Below are 20,096 nucleotides of genomic sequence, written 5' to 3'. Positions count from 1 at the left end.
TGGTGAGCAATGCCGGGCGGCGACCGATCAGCCCTGGAGACGGAACTCGCCGAACTACGCGTGACGATCACGGCACTCCGGCAGAAGCTCGCCGCCGCGCCACGCAGCGAGCAGTCGGTGTCCGATCGCGCCGACATGATCCGCCTGAGGGAAGCCGAATCGGCGCTCCTGCTGCAGATTTCCGCGCTCGACCGCGTCGAAGTGCAGGAACGGCTCGCTCCCACGGTCAGGTTCATCAACCGCGAGCATGAACTCGAACAGCTCATGCGGCCTACCTGCCCGCAATACGTGGTTCTCGAAGCGCCCGCGGGTTACGGGAAGACATTCCTGTTACGGGAGTACCAACGCCGGCTCAACACCACGCAGGATTCCGGCCTGTGCCTGCTTGCGTCCGTCCCCCTGCTCCCCGGCACCGGCACCGGCGCCGGGGACGCAGACGGTGGCGGTGGCGGTGACGGCGCCGAGGACATGCCGGAGACGCACTTCGTCGGGCCGAACGACATCATCGTCAGCCGCGGCCGGCTGGGCGACCCCAAGCTGGTCGGGGACATCGTCGCGCACGCCGCCGGCCCCGGGCGTACCGCCCTCACCCTGCTCTTCGACGCCATGGAACAGCTGGTGACGGCCGAGAACGCGCAGTTCTTCTGGGACGGCACGGTGCTCGCGCTGGAACGCCGGCTGGCCGAAGTCGTCGAGTTACGCGTGGTGTTCAGCGGACGCAAGGTGCAGTCCACCTGGCAGGGATCGGTACGCCACCGGCTGCACCGCCTGGTGCTGGAGCCGTTCGACACCCGGGCGGTCATGGAGTCGGTGCAGTCCGCGTCACGCGACGGCATGGGGCGGGTGCTGCGCAATGAGCACCTCCACCACATGGCCACCAAGATCGTGCAGTTGAGCGGCGGACATCCGAAGGTCATCTCGGGAATAGTGGCCGACTTCGCGGCCTACGGCTTCGCGCTCGACCTCGACCCGCGTTCCGACACCTACGCCTTCAGCCCGCGGGCCGCCGCGGAGTTGGCGGAAAGCCATGTTGCCCCGGCGCTGGACGAGATCTACTCACGCGTGCCGGACGAGGCGGCATTCGCCATGCGGTCCCTCAGTGTCTTCCGGGGCTTCAACGCCAACGTGATCAGCATGCTGATCCGCGAGAACCTGATCCGGTGGGACGGCGCCCCGGTCGAGCTGCTGGGCATATTGTCCCGGCAGACCTGGTTGATCTCGCCGCCCAGCGGTGCGTATCCGATGTACCGTGACGCTATTGTGCGGCTGCTGTCCGCGAGCATGATGCGGCTCACCGAACCCGAGCGCTATCTGCGCCTGACGCAATATGCCGCCCGCCTTTTCCGGGGCTGGGTGCTCGGTGTCGGTCCCGAGGGGCAGGAGCTGCCGCAAAAGCCGATGGACCAGCTGCAGATCTTCTTCGCCGTGGAAGCGCTCTACCACCGGCTCGACACCTGTCGCGTCAGTCCGGAGGAAGGCGATCTCCCCACGGCCCTCGCCGGTCTCACCAGGGAACTGGTTGCGCAGTTCCGCTGCACATTCGGTGAACCAGCCGAGTTACGGGCGCAGTTCCACGAAATTCTGCAGAACGACCGCGAGTTCTGGGCTATCCTGACCGAAGTGGGTGGAGATGCCGCCGTTGACGCGTACGCGCGGCACGTGCAGGCCATCCGCTCACTTCCGGCGGACGAGCCCGCGCCACGGGAAGGTACGGATTAATGGCTCGTGAGCTCACCTTCGTCGGTCGGGACGCCGAGTTGGCCCAGTTAAGGGAATGGGCGACCACCGGATCGCACACCAGGATCGTCGCGATCGAGGCGATCGGCGGCATGGGGAAGACCCGCCTTTTGCGGGAGTTGGCCGCCGAGATCGCCGGCGGGCCGGAAACCGACCGCACCACCTGCACCTTCCTCGACCTGGCGTCGAACCGCTACCGCCTGCCGCTGACGCTGGAGACCGACATCCTGCGCGGCATGGGCGCGGACGACGGCGAGTACCGGCGGGCCAGGGACCGCTACATCGCCTCGCAGCGGGACGGGACAAGTTCCGAGACCGTCCGCAGCCTGCTCGACGTCGCCGAGCAGACCTTCGGCCGGCTGTTCGCCGACCGTACCCGGGGCGGACGCGCGGTCGTCCTTGTCGACACCGTCGACTCGCCGGCGTCCCGTTCGGCGGTCTTCCGCCGCTTCCTGGAGCGGACGGTGCCGCGGCTGCGCAATGTCACCGTCGTCCTCGCCGGCCGGGACGCGTTCACCGCGCTCTCGGAGGTCGACCCCGCCGTCGAATGCCGCTCCTTCCCGCTGCAGCCGCTGGAGGCCGAGGCATCCGCCCGCTTCTTCGACGGCCTGGGCCTGGCCGCCGACCAGTTGGCCGCGCTGTCCCTGCTGTCCGGCGGCCGGCCGATCCTGCTGGGGCTGGCGGCCCAGTGGCTGGAGTACGACATCCCGCTGCCGGAACTGGACACCGGCCCCTCCCACGAGGTGGTCGACGACGGCGGCCCGCGCATCGCGGAGATCCGCGACCGCTTCCGCGGCAGCCTCGTCAAGGCGGTGCTGCAGCTCAGCGAGCCCATCGACACCCACGTCCTGCGCATGGCCCACTTCCCGCACCGCTACACCGCCGCGATGGTCGGCCACCTCGGCGGCGAGGCACCCGAGGTGGCCGCGCGGCAACTGGCCGAACTGAACGGCCTGTTCTTCGTCAAGCAGATCCCCGGCTACGGCTACGTCCTGCACGACGAGATGCGTGACCTCATCAACGGCTACGTGTGGCCCTTCGTCGACTCGGTGGGCCTGGAGCGGGCCGATCTCGACAGCAGGATCATCGCCTGGTACGACGAGCAGGTCGCGGCGGCCCCCGCCGACGGCAGCCGGGCGGCGCTGTGGATGCTGCACGCCGAACGGGCCTTCTACCGGCTGCGCGGCGACCGCGTCGGCGGCTTCGCCGCGCTGATCGCGCAGATCGACACCGCGCTGGAGTCGGGCAACATCGACTTCGCCGGCCTGCTGATCGAGCAGACCCGGGAGCTGATCGCCTCCCTCGACTCCGACTCCCGCACCCAGGCGATCCTGCTGCGGGCCCGGTGGTTCCGGCTCACCGGCCGGCGTAAGGCGGCCCGCGCGCTGCTGCGGCAGATCGAGGAGAGCGACGACGGGGCTGCCGGCGTGCGGGTGGAGGCGCTGTGCCTGCTGGCCACGCTGCTCTACGAGGACGGCGAGGCACCCCTGGCCCGCCCGGTCGTCCGCCGGGCCAGGGACATCGCCGGGCAGATCGACTCCGAGCGGCTGACGCTGTTCGCGGAGACCGTGGACGGCGAGGTGCTGCACGCCACCGGGCTGGTCCGCGAGTCCGCCGACCTGCTGTCGACCTGCGCCCCCAAGCTCGAAGAGCGCGGTGAGACGGCGCTGGCCGCCCGGGCCTACGACCGGCTCGCGTGGGCCACCAGCATCCTGGGCGCCCACGACGAGGCGGTGGGCCACGCCCGCAAGGCGGTGGCCCTGCGCAGCGCGCTCGGCAGCCCGCTGGACGTCGCGGTCAGCATGCACACGACCGCCGCCGTCATGCGCGACGGCTCGCAGTTCGAGTCGGCCATCGAGCACTACGAGCGGGCGCTGGCCCGCTTCGTCGAACTCGGCGACTTCCACTGGGAGGCCGCCGTCTTCATGGAGCGCGGCCTGTGCCGGCTGCTGCAGTACGAGGTCGCGCACTACGGCCGCACCGGCGGCCCGGCGAGCGGCTACCTGCCGATCCTGGACCTCGCCCACGCCGACCTCCAGCGCAGCGTCGAGCTGTGCCGTACGTACAACCGGCAGCTGCTGCCCAAGGCCGTGCACGAACTCGGGCACGTCTTCTGGGAGCGCGGTGACACGACGGCCACGATCGAGCTGTGGCGGGAGAGCCTGGGCATCTCCCGGTCGGCCGAGGATCTCCGCTACATCCTGGAGAACGAGGTCGGGATGTGCGAACTCGACATCGAGGCCCGCGACTTCCCTGCTGCCCTGGCCTGCCGGGCCCGGATAGCCGGCTATTACGACCGGACGAAGGACAGCCATGCGCTGCTGTGGAGCCGGCTGCTGAAACTGGAGGCGGAGGCGCATTTCGGCCTGGGCAACACCGAGGAGGCCATGGCGCGTTACGCCGTTTCGCTGCCGGGTCTCGCGGTGCACGGCGGCTGGGGCCGCTACCTGCTGGAATTCGAACTCGCGTCCCTCGACCGGAATATTCGCTCGCTGCCGCAGGCGGAAAGCGCCCGCTGGGCCAATACGCTGTTCACGCAGTGGAGTTCGCCGGAACGCCTGAGTGACCACGCGGCGATTCCCGCCGAACGGATGACGCAGTTGCTCGACACCGTGCGCTGGGCCGAACGCTGAGCGCTGGACAGCAGAAAGGAAGTGACATCGTGAGCCGTCGCATCGTCGTGCTGGACGAGGTGGAACTCGACAAGGGAAGCATCGACCGCCTGAGCGCCGCCGGGGAGGTGACCTGGTACCACGACAACCCGCAGGGCGAGGACGAGATCGTCGCCCGGCTCGCCGGCGCGGAGATCGCCGTCCTCGGCTGGACCAGCGTGGCCGACTCGGTGCTCGCCCGGCTCCCCGACCTGCGGTTCATCGCGGTCTGGGCGACCGGTTACGACTACGTGGACGTCGCCGCAGCCGCCAAGCGCGGTATCCCCGTCTCCAACATCCCCTCCTACGCCGGCAGCGCGGTCTCCGAACTCGCCCTCGGCCTGATGCTCAGCGTCAACCGGGACATCCTGCGGGCCGACGACCACGTCCGCAAGGGCGGTTACTCCTGGAAGGGCTTCCGCGCCCGGGAGTTGCGCGGCAGCACCCTCGGCGTCGTCGGCGTCGGCGACATCGGCGGCCAACTGGCCCGCGCGGGAAGGGCGCTGGGCATGAACGTGCTCGCCCACGCGCGCCGGACGGACCCCGAGCGCGCCGCGGAACTGGGCGTGACCTTCGTCGGGCTGCCCGAACTGCTCGCGGCCAGCGACTTCGTGTCGCTGCACGTACCGCTGTCCGACCAGACCCGCGGCCTGATCGGCGCCGAGGAACTGCGGACGATGAAGAAGACCGCGGTGCTGATCAACACCACCCGGGCGGCCGTCGTCGACCAGGCCGCGCTCGTGGCCGCGCTCGCCGGCGGTGAGATCGCGGGCGCCGGACTCGACGAGATCGCCGTGCCGGACCCGGCGGTCCTGGCACTGCCCAATGTCGTCCTCACCCCGCATATCGGCTTCAACACCGATGAGGCGGTCGTGCGCAAGGGCGATGTGTGCGTCTCCAACGTCGAGGCGTATCTGCGGGGCGCGCCGGTGAACGTCGTCAACGCACAGTGGCTCGGCGGACGGGGCTGAGCCCGGGGGTCGAACGATCGGGGGGGAATGATGGACTTCACGGTGATAGGGCATGGCGTCATCGGCCTGACCAGCGCATCCATGCTGGCGGGCCGTGGCCACAGCGTCGAGGTCGTCGCCGACCGGCCGTGGGACGCGACGGCGTCGAGCGCCGCGTGCGCCGTATGGCTGCCGATATTCGTGGCCGGCGGCGACGGCCCGGCGGGGGACCGGGCGGCGCAGCGGGTGCGGCGGTGGGCGGCGCAGACCTACGGCGCCTTCCGGCGGATGGCGGCGCAGGACCGGGGGATCAGGCCGGTGGACCTGATCAGATTCGGGGCGTCGGACGCCGACCGCCCCGCCGTCGGGGAATTCGCCGGCGAATTGCGCACCTACCATCTGCCGCATCTCCCGGAGGACATGCGGTACGCCTGGCGGTTTCCGTCGTTCGTCATCGAGATGGACGTCTATTTGCGGAGTCTGGACGCGGAGATCACCGCCCGCGGCGGCCGGATCCGTACCGGAGTCCATTTCACGTCCCTGGACGACGCGGTCGGTCGATCCGCCGGGCGCGTGGTGCTGAACTGCACGGGGCTGGGCTCCGCGGACCTGTGCAAGGACACCGGATTCCGCCCGGTCAAAGGAGTGGTGCTCTCCCACCGGCAGGACCGGCTCGACGCGATCTTGTCCACCGGGAGTTACGTGCTGGCGCCGCGTTCGGACCGTATCGCGCTCGGTGCCGGCTACTTCACCGACTACGCAACCGAGGAGCCCACGCCGAAGGAGATCGACACGATCCTCGCCTTCCATGAACGGTGGCGGGAACTGGATCTGTCGGCACTGGAGTTGACCGTTCCCGAGCTGAGCGCGGACCGGATCACCGCGGCGGTCGGCGGGCTGCGGCCCATCCGGCTGGGCGGGGTCCGCCTCGAAGCCGAGGAGGTCGGCGGCCGGACGGTCGTCCACGACTACGGCCACGGGGGAGCGGGCGTGACCCTGTCCTGGGGTGCCGCCCACGAGGCGGTCGAGACGGCCGTCGCGGCATGGGAGAGGACGAGGCCGTGAACGTCCCGCACGCGGCGATACTGCTGCCCTCCGGCAATCCGACCTGCATCCTTCCCGCGCCGTTCTACGACGCGCCGGCCGCGTTCTTCCAGCGGCTGCTGCCCCGGCTGGGCGTCGAACAGGTCGGCGTCGTCACCCCCAGGCTGCACCTCACCCCGCCCGCGGACCCCGGCCACCCCGCCGGGACACCCGCGCGGACGACCTTCCCGGCCCTGCGGATGATGGGCGGGGAGTTGAGCGTCAACGGGCTCGCCTCGGCCTTCTTCGCCATCTACCGCTGGTACGAGCGCCGGCCCCGCTTCTCCTTCGCCTGCGACATCGCGGGCGATGTGCTGATGGTCAGCGGTGCCGCGTCGCACGGCCCGGGCGAGGACCGCACCGACGTGAGCCTGCGCTTCGGCGCCTTCCCGTTCGAGACGACCCGGACGGCGGCGGGCGACGGATCCCGGGTGCGGGTGGTGGCGCTGCCCGGCATCACCCACGTCCTGGTCGACGACCCGACCGGCGAGCCGGCGCCCGCCCGGGTGCGGGAACTCGTCGACCGGTTCGCCGCCGGCAGCCCGACCGCCGCCCTCGGCGTCATCTTCGTCCGCCGCACACCCCCGGACGTCCGGATCGTCCCGTACGTCTACGTCCGCGCGCTCGACGTGCTGACCCGGGAGACCAGTTGCGGCAGCGCCGCGGTCGCGCTGGCCCTGGACGCCTGGCGGCGGTCGGGGCGGCGGGTGACGAGCATGGGGGTCGTGCAGCCCTCCGGCGCCCGGGTCCACGTCCGGGTCACCCGGGGGCAGGACGCGGGCCCGGCCGTGGAGTTCACCACGGGCGTGCGGTGGCTGCAGGACGTGCCGTTCGCGCCGGCCGTCGAACCGGACGTGAGCGGCGCCCAGTTCCCCCTGGCGGTGCCCGGAGCCCGGCAGACCGGATGAGCCGGGCCGGCGCCGGCGCGACCGCCCCGCCGCACCGGCGCCATGCGGCGGCGGGGTATCTGGTGGGCGCGGGCGCCTGCTTTGGGCTGCTGTCGTTCCTGGTCAACCCGCTTGCCGCGGCCGGCGTTCCGGTGCCCGCGCAGGTGCTGCTGCGGGTCGCGGTGGCCGCGGGGCTCTTCCAGTGGCGCGCCGCGTACGGCGCTGGCAGCGGCGGCCGGCGGCTGGTGTGGCTGAACGCGGCATGCCTGGTGGCCGCCTTCTGGACCTTCGCGCAGGCGCTCGCGCTGGGGGTGTCCCCGACGGTCGCCACCGCGCTGGTCTACCTCTACCCGGTCTGGTACACGCTCCTGACGTCCCTGCGGCAGTGGCGGGACAGCCTGGGGATCCGCTCCGGGGCGGCGATCGCCGTGGGCGTCCTCGGGGCGGTGCTGACCACGCAGTTCTGGCGGTCCACCGGGTCCGGCGGCAGATGGTGGCTCGGTGTGGGCCTCGCCCTCGCCAACGGGCTGCTGCTGGCGCTGACCACGCTGATCGCCCGCCGGTCGGCGGCGGCCTTCCCCGACACCTGGCAGTTCGCCCGCCGCTCCTTCGAGGCCGCGCTGCTGATGTGCCTGGTGGCAGCCGCGGTCGTGGTGCTCGTGCACCCGTCGCTCGTGGTGCCGCAGCCCGACCGGCTGCGCCCTGCCGCGCTGCTGCTGGTACCCGCCGCCGGGATCGTCTGCACGGCCGCCCCGTACCTGCTCCTCTACGTGGGCGCCGCCCGGTCCCGTTCGGCCACGGACGGGACGTGGCTGCTGTCCGAGCCGCTGGTCGTCGCCGCCGTCGCGGTGTGGCGGCAGCCGGGCTCCCTGGACCCGGGGGTCGTGGCGGGCGCGGGATGCATCGTGCTGGCCGCGCTGGTGCTGCTGACCGGGGACTGAGCCGGCGCGGCGGGCGTGCAGGTTCTGCCGGTTTTGGGCAGAAGGGGCGGTGCGGGTGTCCCTCCGCACGCCGGGCGGGGGGAGCCCTGCCGTAAACGGCGCGACCTGCCGCCGCGTGCGGGATTCCCTTTGTCAGTCGACTTTTCCGCCGCTTCCCACCATTCCCTTCCGCCCCTGTCGACGCCTTGACTTCTGCTCATACCAAGCTGAACAGTGGCGGGGCGACTTTCCCATCCGTTCGGTGGGCGGCCGTCTCCCGGGGCTTTGGGCCGGACGGGGGACAACGATGTCAGGCGGGCCGCCCGCGCAAGTGCTCGTGCGCTTCCCGTGAACTGCCCCTGTGGCGCGTGACGTGAAGGAGACGACTGTGCGCTCCCGAAGACTCAGGAAATCAGCCGGACGACTGCTGGCCGCCGCGGTCGCGGCGACCGTGGTGGCCGGGGTGCCGGCCGTGGCGCAGGCGAGCCCGCGGGGGGCGGGTCACTCCGCGGCCTCGCCGCCGGTCTACCTCGACACGCACTACTCGTTCGCCGAGCGCGCCGCCGACCTCGTCGCGCGGATGACGCTGCCGGAGAAGGTGGCGCAGCTCCAGACCAACAACGCGCCCGCGATACCGCGGCTGGGCGTGCAGCGGTACACGTACTGGAGCGAGGGCCAGCACGGCATCAACCGGCTCGGCGCGGACACCGCGGCCGGCAGCCAGGGCGAGCTGAACCCGGCGGCGACCAGCTTCCCGGTGAACTTCGCGGCCACCATGTCCTGGGACCCGCAGTTGACGTACCAGGAGACCACCGCGATCTCCGACGAGGCGCGCGGCTTCCTGGACAAGTCCCTGTTCGGCACCGGGCAGAACAACCTCGGCCCGTCCGCGTCCGACTACGGCGACCTCACCTTCTGGGCGCCGACGGTCAACATGGACCGCGACCCGCGCTGGGGGCGCACCAACGAGTCGTTCGGCGAGGACACCTACCTCGCCTCCACGATGGCCGGCGCGTTCGTGAACGGCTACCAGGGCCGGACGATCGACGGCCGGCAGACGACGCCGTATCTGAAGGTCGCCGCGACCGCGAAGCACTACGCGCTCAACAACGACGAGAACGCCCGCCATACGCAGAGCGCGAACACCACCGACGCCAACATCCGCGACTACTACACCAAGCAGTTCGCGAGCCTGGTGCAGGACGCGCACGTCTCCGGAGTGATGACGGCCTACAACGCGGTCAACGGCACCCCGGCGCCCGCGAACACGTACACCGTCGGCGAACTGCTCCAGGCCACCTACGGCTTCGGCGGCTACACCACCTCCGACTGCGGCGCGGTCGGCGACGTCTACTCCTCCGGCGCGCACGACTGGGCGCCCCCGGGGTGGACGACCAACGGCACGACGTGGACGCAGGAAGCGACCGGCAAGCAGGTCCCGGCGGCGGCCGGCGGGCAGGCGTACGCGCTGCGGGCCGGCACCCAGCTCAACTGCGCCGGCGGGGAGTTGACCACCGCCAACATCGACGCGGCCATCTCGCTCGGCCTGTTGACGCCCGGCGTCATCGACGGGGCGCTCACCAAGCTCTTCACCGTCCGCATGCAGACAGGTGAGTTCGACCCCGCCAGCAAGGTCGCCTACACGAAGATCACCAAGGCGCAGATCGAGTCGCCCGCCCACCAGGCGCTCGCGGCGAAGGTCGCGGCCCAGGACCTGGTGCTGCTGCAGAACGACGACGTCAAGGGCACCTCGGCGCCGCTGCTGCCGGCGAACCCGGCCAAGCTCCGCAGCGTCGTGATCCTCGGCAACCTCGCCAACACCACGACGCTCGGCGGCTATTCGGGCCGACCGACGCTCACCGTCAACGCCGTGCAGGGCATCACCGCGGCCGTCCACGCGGCCGACCCCGCCGCCACGGTGACCTTCGACGCGTGCGGCACCTCCACCGGCGCGACCACGCCCGCCGCCTGCTCGGCCGCCACGCAGGCCGCGGCCAGGACCGCCGACCTGGTGCTGGTGGTGGTCGGCTCCGACATGGGCGTCGCCGACGAGGGCACCGACCGCTCCGCGCTCGCCCTGCCCGGCAACTACGACTCGCTCATCAGCCAGGCCGCCGCCCTCGGCAACCCGCGCACCGCGCTGGTCATGCAGGCCGACGGGCCGTACGACATCCGGGCCGCGCAGCAGGACTTCCCCGCGATCGTCTTCTCCGGCTACAACGGCGAGAGCCAGGGCACCGCGCTCGCCCAGGTCCTCTTCGGGCAGCAGAACCCGTCCGGGCACCTGGACTTCACGTGGTTCACCGACACCTCGCAGCTGCCCTCGATGGACTCCTACGGCCTCACGCCCTCCGAGACCGGCGGACTGGGCCGCACGTACATGTACTTCACCGACACGCCCACCTACCCCTTCGGATACGGCCTGTCCTACGCCCGCTTCGCCTACTCCCACGTACGGGTCGGACCCGGCGCGGTGTCCGCGGACGGCACGGTGAAGGTGAGCTTCGACGTCACCAACACCGGCAAGACCGCCGGCGCCACCGTTGCCCAGCTCTACGCGGCACGCCAATTCACCGTGCCCGGCGTGGAGTTGCCCCAGCAGCAGCTCGCGGGCTTCCAGAAGACCGCGGTCCTCAAGCCCGGCCGCACCCAGCACATCACCTTGTCGGTCAAGGTCGCCGACCTCAGCCGCTGGGACGAGAGCAGGCTCAAGCAGGTCGTGGACGACGGCACTTACCGATTCCGCGTCGGCCCCGACTCCGCGACCGCCGTCGGCTCCGGCACCGTACGCGTGCACGGCGCGATCACGCCGAAGGTGCGGTCGGTCACCGTCCAGCCGCCGCAGGTGGTCTTCGCGCCCGGCGGCACCCTGGACCTCACCGGCACCAACCCCTTCCTCGCCCCGGACACCGACCCGGTGCTGGAGCAGCCGCACGCCGCCGCCGACCACATCGTCGAAGCGGCGAACAACGACCAGTCGTTCGCCGACCTGCGCCGCGCCCACGTCACCTACCGCAGCACCGACCCGCGGGTCGCCACCGTCAGCCGCACCGGCGTGGTCACCGCGCGCGCCCCCGGCGCCGCGACCATCGAGGTCACCGTCGACGGCGTGACGGGCACGGCCCCGATCGTCGTGCAGAACCCGTTCGGCCTCCAGGCCGCCGGCATCGTCAAGCCCGGCACCACCGTCACCGCGACCGCGAGCTACACCAACACCGGCGCGCAGCCCGTCCGCGGCCTCACCCTCGGCCTGACCGCCCCCGACGGCTGGGCGGCGAAGGCCACTTCACCGGTCACGATCCGCACGGTCGCGCCCGGCAGGAAGGTCACCGCCACCTGGAGCGTCACCGTCCCGGCCAACGCGAGCCCCGGCACCAAGGCGGAGTTGGACGCCACCGCGGCCTTCACCGGCGCCGCCGGCGTCTACAGCCAGGCCGCGGTCAGCCCGCTCACCGTGACCTCGGGCGCGACCCCCGAGCAGGTCACCCCGGTCGTCACCGGCACAGAACCGGCGGCCGGCACGCTCAAGGTCCAGCTGCACAACCCGTCCGACACCCCGACCACCGTCACCGGCGTGCAGTGGAAGCTCGGCAGCCGGACCGGCACCCAGCCGGTCAGCGCGACCATCGCCCCGCAGGACTCGGCCACGGTGGACGTGCCGGTGCCCGGCATCACCTTCGCCACGCCCTACTCCTTCACCGTCACCGGCGTCATCGCCGGCGACCGCGCCTCGGAGTCCTTCTCCGGGCACGTCACCTTCCTGCCGGTGGTCAACAAGAGCCTGGGCGACGACTGGACGCTCGCCGACGTCTCCGACGGCCCCGCCGTCGACCTGTCCACCTCCGCGGACGGCACCTGGTCCACCCTCGACGGCTCCCAGCCGTACGGCGGCGACCCGGACCTGTCCGGCAAGGTGTGGCTGGACTGGGACGCCGCCCACCTCTACCTGACGGCGGACCTCACCGACGACGTCTTCTCCGAGCCGGCCACCGGCGCCGACATCTGGCAGGGCGACTGCCTGCAGTTCGCCGCGACCTCCGGCGTCCCCGGCTCGTCGGCCGCGCCGTCCACCGCCTCGGTCGACGGCCACTACGAATACGGCGCCGCCCTCACCTCCCTCGGCGAGCAGCTCTACCGCTGGACCGCGCCGACCGAGGGCAGCGGCCAGGTCACGAACGCGGTCGTGCACGTGACCCGCGACGAGGCCGCCCACACCACCCTCTACCGGCTGGCCATCCCCTGGAGCGACCTCACCTCGGTCCAGCCGACCGCGAACACCGTCTTCTCCTTCGCCCTGGACGACAACGACAAGGACAACGGCGTCCGCAAGGGCTATACGCAGTGGGGCGACGGCATCGGCTCCAGCAAGGACGTCGCCGGCTTCAACATGGCGCAGCTGATGCCCGCGAGCTGACGCCCGCGAATCCCGCGAATCCCGCGATTCCCGCAACGCCGGCAGAGCCCGCCCCGCCCCGGACACCCCGGGCGCGGGGCGGGCCCGTCACAGCAGCTCGGCCAGCCGGTCCAGGAACGCCGTCTGCGCCGTGACCACGACCTCGCGGGCCGCCGCGAGGCCGAACCACGCCGCCCGGTCCAGCTCGGGGAACTCCGCGGTGCGGCCCGAGCCGCGCGGCCACTCCATCGTGAAGGTGCCCGGCACCATCAGCGCCGGGTCGAGGTCGCCCTCGACGGCCCACACCGTCACGTGCTTGCCGCCCGACTGCACCACCTCGCCCAGCGGCAGCGCCGCGCCCTCGGGCGCGGGCAGGCCCAGCTCCTCGCGGAACTCCCGCCGGGCGGCGTCCCAGGCCCGCTCACCGGCCCCGTACTCGCCCTTCGGCACCGTCCACGCCCCGGCGTCCTTGCGGGCCCAGAACGGCCCGCCCATGTGGCCGAGCAGCACCTCCGCCCCGGCGGCGGTGCGGCGGAAGAGGAGCAGGCCCGCGCTGCGTCTGATCTCAGCCATGGGGCCAAGTCTGGCAGTGCGGGCCCGGAAAGCGGTGCGGTCAGCGGCGCTGTGAGCGGCGCGGTCAGCCGCGGCGCCGTCAGCCGGTCGTCAGCGTCGCCGGGTCGCTCGTGCCCGGCGCGCCGGTCTCCACGTGGCCGGCGAAGCGCCGTACGTAGGCCGAGTCGGCGCTGGAGGTCACGGTGACGTCGTACCAGCGGTTGCCGGCCGGCACGCCCCAGCCGGTGACGGTGCGCGAGCCGCCCGCCGCGACGGTGTACGTGTAGTGCTGCGTGGGCGCGTACGCGTCGGTCGCGGTGAAGGTGACCGAGCCGGTGCCGGGGTTGCTGAAGACCAGCGTGACGTGGCCGGTGGCGGCGTCGTGCCGGGCGGTGACCTCGGGGCCGACCTTGCCCGCGGTGCCGGCCATCCGGCGCAGGAAGCCGTTCGGGCCCTGGACGGAGAAGTCGTAGCGGGCCGAGGCGGCGGGCATCGCCCACGTGTCGGCGAGCGTCTTGCCCGCCTCGACGGTGTACGGCCACGGGCCGTCGGTGCGCACCGCCGAGGTGACCAGGAAGGACGCCCCGGCCGCCCCGAAGTTGCCGAAGGTGAACTGCATGCGCCCGCTCACCGGCTTGGTGTCGGCGGCCAGGTCGTACGGCAGCGGCCGGGCACTGCGCAGCCCGGGCTCCTGCCGGGGTACGGCGCCGGTCGCGGGTGGCTCGGGGATGTAACTGCCGGGGTTGGTGTGGTTGGGCGGGGCGTAGCCGCCGGTGCCGGGGAGCGCGGGCGCGGCGGCGTTGCTACGGGTGAAGTCGAAGGCGGAGGTGAGGTCGCCGCACACCGCCCGGCGCCAGGGCGAGACGTTCGGGTCGTGCACGCCGAAGCGCTTCTCGATGAACTGCACGATCGAGGTGTGGTCGAAGGTCTGCGAGCACACCCAGCCGCCGGTGCTCCACGGCGAGAGCACCAGCATGGGCACCCGCGGGCCCAGCCCGTAGGGGCCTGCGGCGTATCCGGACAGGCCGCCGGTGTAGAGGTCGGCGGTGACGTCGGCGGTGGACAGGCCGCGCGCGGCGGAGGCGGGCGGGAAGGGCGGCACGACGTGGTCGAAGAAGCCGTCGTTCTCGTCGTAGGTGAGGAAGACCGCGGTACGGCTCCACACGTCGGGGTCGGCGGTGAGCGCGTCCAGCACCTGCGAGACGTACCAGGCGCCGTAGTTCGCGGGCCAGTTGGGGTGCTCGCAGAAGGCCTCGGGGGCGGCGATCCAGGAGACCTGGGGGAGCGCGCCGGCCAGCACGTCGGCCCGCAGCCGGTCGAAGTAGCCCTCGCCGCCCTTGGCCTGGGTGCCGGTGCGGGCCTTGTCGTAGAGCGGGCTGCCGGGCTTGGCGTTGCGGTACTGGTTGAAGTAGAGCAGCGAGTTGTCGCCGTAGTTGCCGATGAAGGCGTCGCTGGTCCAGCCCCAACTCCCGGCCGCGTCGAGGCCGGTGCCGGTGTCCTGGTAGACCTTCCAGGACACGCCCGCCTTCTCCAGGATCTCCGGCAGCGTCGTCCAGCCGTAGCCGGCCTCCTCGTTGCCGAGCACCGGGCCGCCCGCCTTGCCGTCGTTGCCGGCGAAACCGGTGAACATGTAGTAGCGGTTGGGGTCGGTGGAGCTGAGCATCGAGCAGTGGTAGGCGTCGCAGATGGTGAAGGCGTCGGCGAGCGCGTAGTGGAAGGGGATGTCCTCGCGGGTGAGGTAGGCCATCGTGGTCGTGGTCTTCGCGGGGATCCAGCGGTCGTAGTTCCCGCCGTTGAACGCCTGGTGGGTGCCGGACCAGCTGTGGTCGAGGTCCTGGATGAACTGCAGGCCCAGGTTGTCGGCGTCCGGCCGGAAGGGCAGCGTCTCGCGCCCGGCCGAACTCGCCTGGTGGAAGACCGACTTGCCGCTCGGCAGGGTCGCCGGGCGCGGGTCGCCGAAGCCGCGGACGCCGCGCAGGGTGCCGAAGTAGTGGTCGAAGGAGCGGTTCTCCTGCATCAGGACGACGACGTGCTCGATGTCCTGGAGGGTGCCCGTCCCCGCGGCGGCCGGGATCGCGGCGGCTCTCGCGACCCCTCCGGTGAGCACGGACGCGGCGGCACCGGCGCCCGCGAGCTGCAGGAACCTTCGGCGATCGACGTTGACCATGGGTGGTTCTCCTGACGTCCGGTGGGGGCGGCCCGGGCGGCGGACGTGGCCGCGCGGGGTGCGCGCCGGGGAGCGGGAGGGCGTCCGTCGTGACGTGCACATGCTGATGACGGCCCGCTCATCGTGTCAATGCCGCATGAACGCTCCCGTACGGCGGCCCGTCCCGCGGCCGTCGCCGAGCCGACGCCCGGCGGACGGACCGCTCCCGAGGTCAGGCCGCGTACTGATGCGCCGGATACGTCAGGTAGCCGGCGTCGCCGCCGCCGTACAGCGTGGACTCGTCGACCGGCGCGATCGGCGCGCCGGTGCGCAGCCGCTCGACCAGGTCGGGGTTGGACAGGAAGGCCCGGCCGAAGCTGACCAGGTCCGCGCCGAGGCCGAGCCAGTGGTCCGCGGCGGCGCGGTCCGTCTGCTTGGGGCCCATCGGCAGCGTCGGATTCACGATGTACGTGCCCGGCCACGCGCGGCGCAGCGCCAGCAGCGTCGGCTCGTCCGCGGTGGCCTCGACGTGCACGTACGCCAGGTCCAGCGCGGCGAGTTCGGCCAGCAGCGCGGTGTAGAGCTCCGGCACGTCGTCCTCCCGTACGCCCCAGAACGTGCCGCCCGGCGAGAGCCGGATGCCGGTGCGGTCCGGGCCGATCGCGTCGGCGGTCGCGGCGGCGGCCTCCACCGCGAAGCGGATCCGGCCGGCGATCGTACCGCCGTAGCCGTCGGTGCGCAGGTTCGCGTTGGAGGAGAGGAACTGGGAGATCAAGTAGCCGTTGGCGCCGTGCAGTTCGACGCCGTCGAAGCCGGCCGCCACGCCGAGCCGGGCGGCCTGCGCGTACGACCCGGCGTGCCCGGCGATCTCGTGCGTCTCCAACGCGCGCGGTACGGGGGCGGGTTGCGGTCCGGTGGGGGTGAAGACCTCGCCGGTCGCGGGTACGGCGGAGGGGCCGACCGGCCGGTGGCCGGTGGTGTCGGGGTGCGAGACGCGTCCGCCGTGCATCAACTGGGCAAAGATACGGCCGCCGTTGGCGTGCACGGCGTCGGTCACCTGGCGCCAGGAGTCGGCCTGCTCCTGCGTGTGCAGCCCGGGCGTGGCGGGGTTGGACTGGCCGATCAGGCTCGGCTGCACGCCCTCGGTCACGATCAGCCCGGCCGTGGCGCGCTGGGCGTAGTACGTCGCCATGGACGCGGTCGCCAGGCCGTCGGCGGTGGCGCGGGCCCGGGTCATCGGGGCCATCACGACGCGGTTCGGCAGCGTGAGAGCGCCGAGCCGGTAGCCGCTGAGCAGTGTCGTCATCTGGGGGGACTCCTTGCCTTCCGGCGCCCGGATCTCGGGGCCGGCTGCTACGCTAAAACCTCACATCCATGTCAGAGGCAAGCCCGCCGCGGGTGACGCGGACCACACACCGCCGGGCGGAAGGGCAGTGCGATGCGCATCGGGGAGCTCGCGCGGCGCAGCGGCGTCAGCGTCAGGTCGCTGCGCTACTACGAGGAGCAGGGCCTGCTCACCAGCGAGCGCAGCCCCAGCGGTCAGCGTCACTACGCCGAGGGCGACGTCGAGCGCGTGCTGTTCCTCCAGCGCCTCTACACCGCCGGCCTGTCCAGCCGCACCATCCACGAGCTGCTCCCGTGCGTGGACTCCCCGAGCCTGGAGAACTCCCGCGCCGCCCTGGAACGCATGGCCCAGGAACGCGAGAAGCTCTCCGCCCACATCGCCGAACTCCTCCACACCCGCGACCTGCTCGACGCCGCGATGGCCGCGGCCCGGCGCGGCAAGGAGTGCCTGGAGGAACACGAAGCCGCGTAGCGCTCCGCGGGGCGACGCGGCCCGGCCCGCAGCCAGGCGCCGCAGCACAGCTCGCCCTGAGACCTGCCGGCAGCTCGGCGTACACCCTGCGGCACGACCCGTGGGGCAGCGTGCGGAAGAACCTGCCGGCGAGGCCCCCGGTGCGGCCCGGCGGGCAGCCCGCGGCGCCGGCGGCGGAATAGTGCTCGCCGTGCGGGCGCTTGGTGGAGCATGACCGTGGTGGAGGGAGCGGGCGTGCCCCGGGGCGGTGGCGGCGGGGCGGCGTGGGACATGATCGCCGTCGTGCTGCGCCGGCTCGGCCCCCGGGAGCGGCTCGACGGCGTGGACGGGGTGCCGGTGTGGGTGCTGGTCCTGGACGGCGAGGTCCGGCTGGAGGCCGCCGGGCGGGCGCACACGCTGGTCGCAGGCGACGCCTTCCACGCCGACGGCCGCACCCCCTGCCGGCTCGTCGCGCTCACCGCCGCCCAGGTCGCGGTGGGCACCCTGCGGGCGGTGCCGCCGCGCCAAGAGCCGCTGATCGTACGGGACTTCGCGAGCGGCAACCGCGGCATCGTCGAGCTGGTACGGATGTGCCCGCTCGACCCGCGCCGCGAGCAGCCGCTCTTCGCCGCCAGCTACGGCGGGCTCATCCAGTCCGCGATGCTGCGCACCCTCGACGAGGACGCCCGCCGCGGCCCCGACCCGCGGCTCACCGCCCTCGTCTCGGTGCTCGACGCGCACCCCGGGCGGCCCTGGACGGTGGAGAGCATGGCCCGGGTCGCGCACCTGTCCCGCTCCTCGCTCGGCGAGCGCTTCCGCCGCGACCTCGGCCGCAGCCCCGCGCAGGTGCTGCGCGAGGTCCGGATGCGGCACGCCCGCGCGCTGCTGGCCGGCACCGACAAGCCCGTCGAGCAGATCGCCTTCACCGTCGGGTACGGTTCCGCCGCCGCCTTCAGCCGCGCCTTCTCCGCCTACCACGGCAGCTCCCCGCAGGGCTGGCGCTCACGCCCGCCGGCCGTGCAGTGCGGCGAACCCGGCGCCCGCGGCGAGGGCCGCGACCGCGCCGACCAGTAGCGCCGCCCGCACCCCGCCGCCGTCCACCACGGCCCCGCCGACCGCGGAGCCGGCGGTGATGGACACCTGGAACGCCGTCACCTGCAACGACAGCGCCGACTCCACCCGGGTCGGCTCGGCGCGGGTCACCCACAGCTGCGTCGCGACCGGCACCATGTTGAAGCCGAAGCCCCACAGCACGATCGCCCCCGTCGCCACCGGCAGCCCGCCCGCCGTCGCCAGCAGCACCAGGCTCACCGCCAGCAGCCCCGGCCCGGCCACCACCGCGACGGCCAGCCGCCGGGCCAGCGCCCCGGCCGCGAGGTTGCCCGCGAGCCCGCCCACACCCCAGCCGAGCAGCAGCCACACCGTGCCGCCGTCGGTGACCCGCTCGATCGCGATCCGGATGTACGGGTATGCGGCGAAGTTGCCGAAGGCCACCAGCGCGATGCAGCCCACCCCGGCCATCAGCCGCCGGTTCGCCAGCGCCTGCCGCAGCATGCCGAGCCCCGCCCCCGGGTGCGCCGGCACCGGCGGCAGCGTCACCGTCACCGCGACCACCGCGAGCGCGCTCAGGCCCGCCGCCGACCAGAACACCGGCCGCCACCCCACCGCGTCGCCCAGCACCGAGGACAGCGGCACCCCGATGATGGTCGCCGCGCTCACGCCCAGCGCCAGGCTCGTGGACACCACGTGGTCGCGCCCCGGCGTCGCATGCGTGCCCGCCCCCAGCGCGAACGACCAGAAGCCCGCGATGGCCACGCCCAGCAGCAGCCGGCCCAGCAGCAGTACGGCGAAGTCCGGCGCGAGCGCCACCACCGCGTTGGAGGCCACCGCGACGACCAGCAGCCCGATCAGCACGGTCCGCCGGTCGGCGCGCGGCAGCACGACGGCGATCGTCGGCGCGGTCACCGCCCCCGCGACGGCCGTCGTCGCGACCGCGAGCCCCGCCGTGCCCTCGCTGACACCCACGTCCGACGCCATGGCCGGCAGCACGCTCGCCGGCAGGAACTCGGCGGCCACGAGCGTCGCGATGCCGAGCGTGAGCGCGGCAACCGGCGCCCAGGAGGGCTTGGCGCCCTTGCCGCCGGGAGCCGCGCGGGGGGCGTCCGCGGAGGAGCCGTCCGCGCGGAGGCTGTCCGCGGGGGAGCCGTCCGCCGGGGAGCCGCCTGCTTGGGGGCCGTCCGCCGGGGAGCCGGCTGCGACGGGGGCGTCCGTGACAGCGCCGCCGGGGGCGTCCGGCGGGCTCCCGGTCACATAGTCCTCAGAGTTCATGCGCCCAGTCTCCGGGCCGCGCCCCGCCCCGCCTTGACCGTGCGGCCGTACCTCTTGATACCGACGCCGGACCCGCCGACGCCGAGTACGCCGGACCCGGACCTGCCGGACCCGCGCCCGCCGGACCTGCCGGATGCGCCGGACCCGCCGGTCCGGTGGCCCGCGTCCGCCGGACGCCCCGGACGCCCCCGGACCCGGCGCCGGTCCGGCCGCCCGCGCCGGCCGCTCCCGACCCGCCCGCCGGCACCCGCACGACCCCCGGCCGGCCACCCGCGGGACCTGGGACGGTGGACGTAAGGGCTTGACAGAAGACGCCGTCCGGCACGTACGTTCATCCTGCACGGTCAGTACGCGTCACGCGGTCCGGTCCGCCCGGAGCCGCGCAGCAGCGCCCGGGGCATCGTGCCCGGGCCGATCGGAGTCGTCGTGAAGGGATCGCGCGCCGTGACGGCCGGGGCCGCCGTCCTGCGGCCCGGCCGGACGAAGCGCCGGCACGTCGATCTGTGCCGCACCCACACCACGCTCTGTCGCTGACGCCCCGCCGTCCCTGACGGCCCCCGCTCCCGCCTTCCCGCGCACCGCCGCGCCCTGACGCGCGCCCGCGCGCCCCGCGGCGGCCGGCCGCCCCCCCCCCCCCCCCCCCCCCCCGCCCCC

General features: G+C 73.0%; 13 protein-coding genes. 9 read left to right on the top strand and 4 right to left on the bottom strand.

All coding sequences use genetic code 11. The annotated features are described in order from the left end of the window. Window positions 1-9: 9 nt before the first annotated feature. From HCN08_RS21920 to HCN08_RS21890, 7 genes are all read left to right on the top strand, one after another. Window positions 10-1,719 carry a hypothetical protein gene (locus HCN08_RS21920; RefSeq protein ID WP_167984905.1) on the top strand — a complete coding sequence of 570 codons (1,710 nt, stop codon included), beginning with the start codon at window positions 10-12 and terminating at the stop codon, window positions 1,717-1,719. Further along, entirely contained in the window at window positions 1,719-4,370 is a 2,652-nt protein-coding gene (locus HCN08_RS21915; RefSeq protein ID WP_167984904.1) for a tetratricopeptide repeat protein, read from the top strand. Before HCN08_RS21920 ends, HCN08_RS21915 begins: the two co-directional genes overlap by 1 nt. A gap of 29 nt (window positions 4,371-4,399) precedes the next feature. After that, entirely contained in the window at window positions 4,400-5,359 is a 960-nt protein-coding gene (locus HCN08_RS21910; protein WP_167984903.1) for a 2-hydroxyacid dehydrogenase, read from the top strand. A gap of 27 nt (window positions 5,360-5,386) precedes the next feature. Then, entirely contained in the window at window positions 5,387-6,403 is a 1,017-nt protein-coding gene (locus tag HCN08_RS21905) for an FAD-dependent oxidoreductase (protein ID WP_167984902.1), read from the top strand. Continuing rightward, a complete protein-coding gene (locus HCN08_RS21900) occupies window positions 6,382-7,329 on the top strand; it encodes a hypothetical protein (protein ID WP_167984901.1) in 948 nt (315 codons plus the stop codon). The genes HCN08_RS21905 and HCN08_RS21900 overlap by 22 nt, the downstream gene beginning before the upstream one ends. Beyond that, complete coding sequence (locus HCN08_RS21895; protein ID WP_167984900.1) at window positions 7,326-8,249, top strand: hypothetical protein; 924 nt, start codon at window positions 7,326-7,328, stop codon at window positions 8,247-8,249. Before HCN08_RS21900 ends, HCN08_RS21895 begins: the two co-directional genes overlap by 4 nt. 367 nt (window positions 8,250-8,616) lie before the next feature. After that, on the top strand, window positions 8,617-12,642 hold the full coding sequence (locus HCN08_RS21890; RefSeq protein ID WP_206319085.1) for a glycoside hydrolase family 3 C-terminal domain-containing protein: 4,026 nt from the start codon (window positions 8,617-8,619) through the stop codon (window positions 12,640-12,642). Window positions 12,643-12,729: 87 nt separating this feature from the next. Here the strand turns inward: HCN08_RS21890 and HCN08_RS21885 are convergent, their stop codons facing one another. From HCN08_RS21885 to HCN08_RS21875, 3 genes are all read right to left on the bottom strand, one after another. Next, the gene (locus HCN08_RS21885; RefSeq protein ID WP_167984899.1) at window positions 12,730-13,194 is read right to left on the bottom strand and encodes an NUDIX domain-containing protein; all 465 of its coding nucleotides are present in this window, start codon (window positions 13,192-13,194) and stop codon (window positions 12,730-12,732) included. Window positions 13,195-13,273: 79 nt separating this feature from the next. Then, on the bottom strand, window positions 13,274-15,340 hold the full coding sequence (locus tag HCN08_RS21880) for a phosphocholine-specific phospholipase C (protein ID WP_167984898.1): 2,067 nt from the start codon (window positions 15,338-15,340) through the stop codon (window positions 13,274-13,276). Between the two features lie 211 nt (window positions 15,341-15,551). Then, entirely contained in the window at window positions 15,552-16,625 is a 1,074-nt protein-coding gene (locus HCN08_RS21875; protein ID WP_167984897.1) for an alkene reductase, read from the bottom strand. A gap of 132 nt (window positions 16,626-16,757) precedes the next feature. Here HCN08_RS21875 and HCN08_RS21870 point away from each other — a divergent pair, with 132 nt between their 5' ends. Both HCN08_RS21870 and HCN08_RS36670 read left to right on the top strand, forming a co-directional pair. Next, window positions 16,758-17,135: a MerR family transcriptional regulator gene (locus HCN08_RS21870; RefSeq protein ID WP_167984896.1), complete on the top strand. Its 378-nt coding sequence runs from the start codon at window positions 16,758-16,760 to the stop codon at window positions 17,133-17,135. A gap of 234 nt (window positions 17,136-17,369) precedes the next feature. After that, window positions 17,370-18,188 (top strand): helix-turn-helix transcriptional regulator, encoded by an 819-nt coding sequence (locus tag HCN08_RS36670; protein WP_167984895.1) that lies wholly within the window; start codon window positions 17,370-17,372, stop codon window positions 18,186-18,188. Here HCN08_RS36670 and HCN08_RS21860 read toward each other — a convergent pair. Next, entirely contained in the window at window positions 18,117-19,442 is a 1,326-nt protein-coding gene (locus HCN08_RS21860) for an MFS transporter (protein WP_167984894.1), read from the bottom strand. The genes HCN08_RS36670 and HCN08_RS21860 overlap by 72 nt on opposite strands. Window positions 19,443-20,096 lie beyond the last annotated feature (654 nt).

The sequence above is a fragment of the Actinacidiphila epipremni genome, from assembly GCF_012034175.1.
GTDB lineage: Bacteria > Actinomycetota > Actinomycetes > Streptomycetales > Streptomycetaceae > Actinacidiphila > Actinacidiphila epipremni.
This window is presented reverse-complemented; position numbering and strand designations above follow the sequence as displayed.

Coding starts and splice junctions, on each gene's coding strand:
- HCN08_RS21920 (WP_167984905.1), top strand. CDS start 10: ATGCCGGGCGGCGACCGATCAGCCCTGGAGACGGAACTCGCCGAACTA.
- HCN08_RS21915 (WP_167984904.1), top strand. CDS start 1,719: ATGGCTCGTGAGCTCACCTTCGTCGGTCGGGACGCCGAGTTGGCCCAG.
- HCN08_RS21905 (WP_167984902.1), top strand. CDS start 5,387: ATGATGGACTTCACGGTGATAGGGCATGGCGTCATCGGCCTGACCAGC.
- HCN08_RS21900 (WP_167984901.1), top strand. CDS start 6,382: ATGGGAGAGGACGAGGCCGTGAACGTCCCGCACGCGGCGATACTGCTG.
- HCN08_RS21895 (WP_167984900.1), top strand. CDS start 7,326: ATGAGCCGGGCCGGCGCCGGCGCGACCGCCCCGCCGCACCGGCGCCAT.
- HCN08_RS21885 (WP_167984899.1), bottom strand. CDS start 13,194: ATGGCTGAGATCAGACGCAGCGCGGGCCTGCTCCTCTTCCGCCGCACC.
- HCN08_RS21880 (WP_167984898.1), bottom strand. CDS start 15,340: ATGGTCAACGTCGATCGCCGAAGGTTCCTGCAGCTCGCGGGCGCCGGT.
- HCN08_RS21875 (WP_167984897.1), bottom strand. CDS start 16,625: ATGACGACACTGCTCAGCGGCTACCGGCTCGGCGCTCTCACGCTGCCG.
- HCN08_RS21870 (WP_167984896.1), top strand. CDS start 16,758: ATGCGCATCGGGGAGCTCGCGCGGCGCAGCGGCGTCAGCGTCAGGTCG.
- HCN08_RS21860 (WP_167984894.1), bottom strand. CDS start 19,442: ATGAACTCTGAGGACTATGTGACCGGGAGCCCGCCGGACGCCCCCGGC.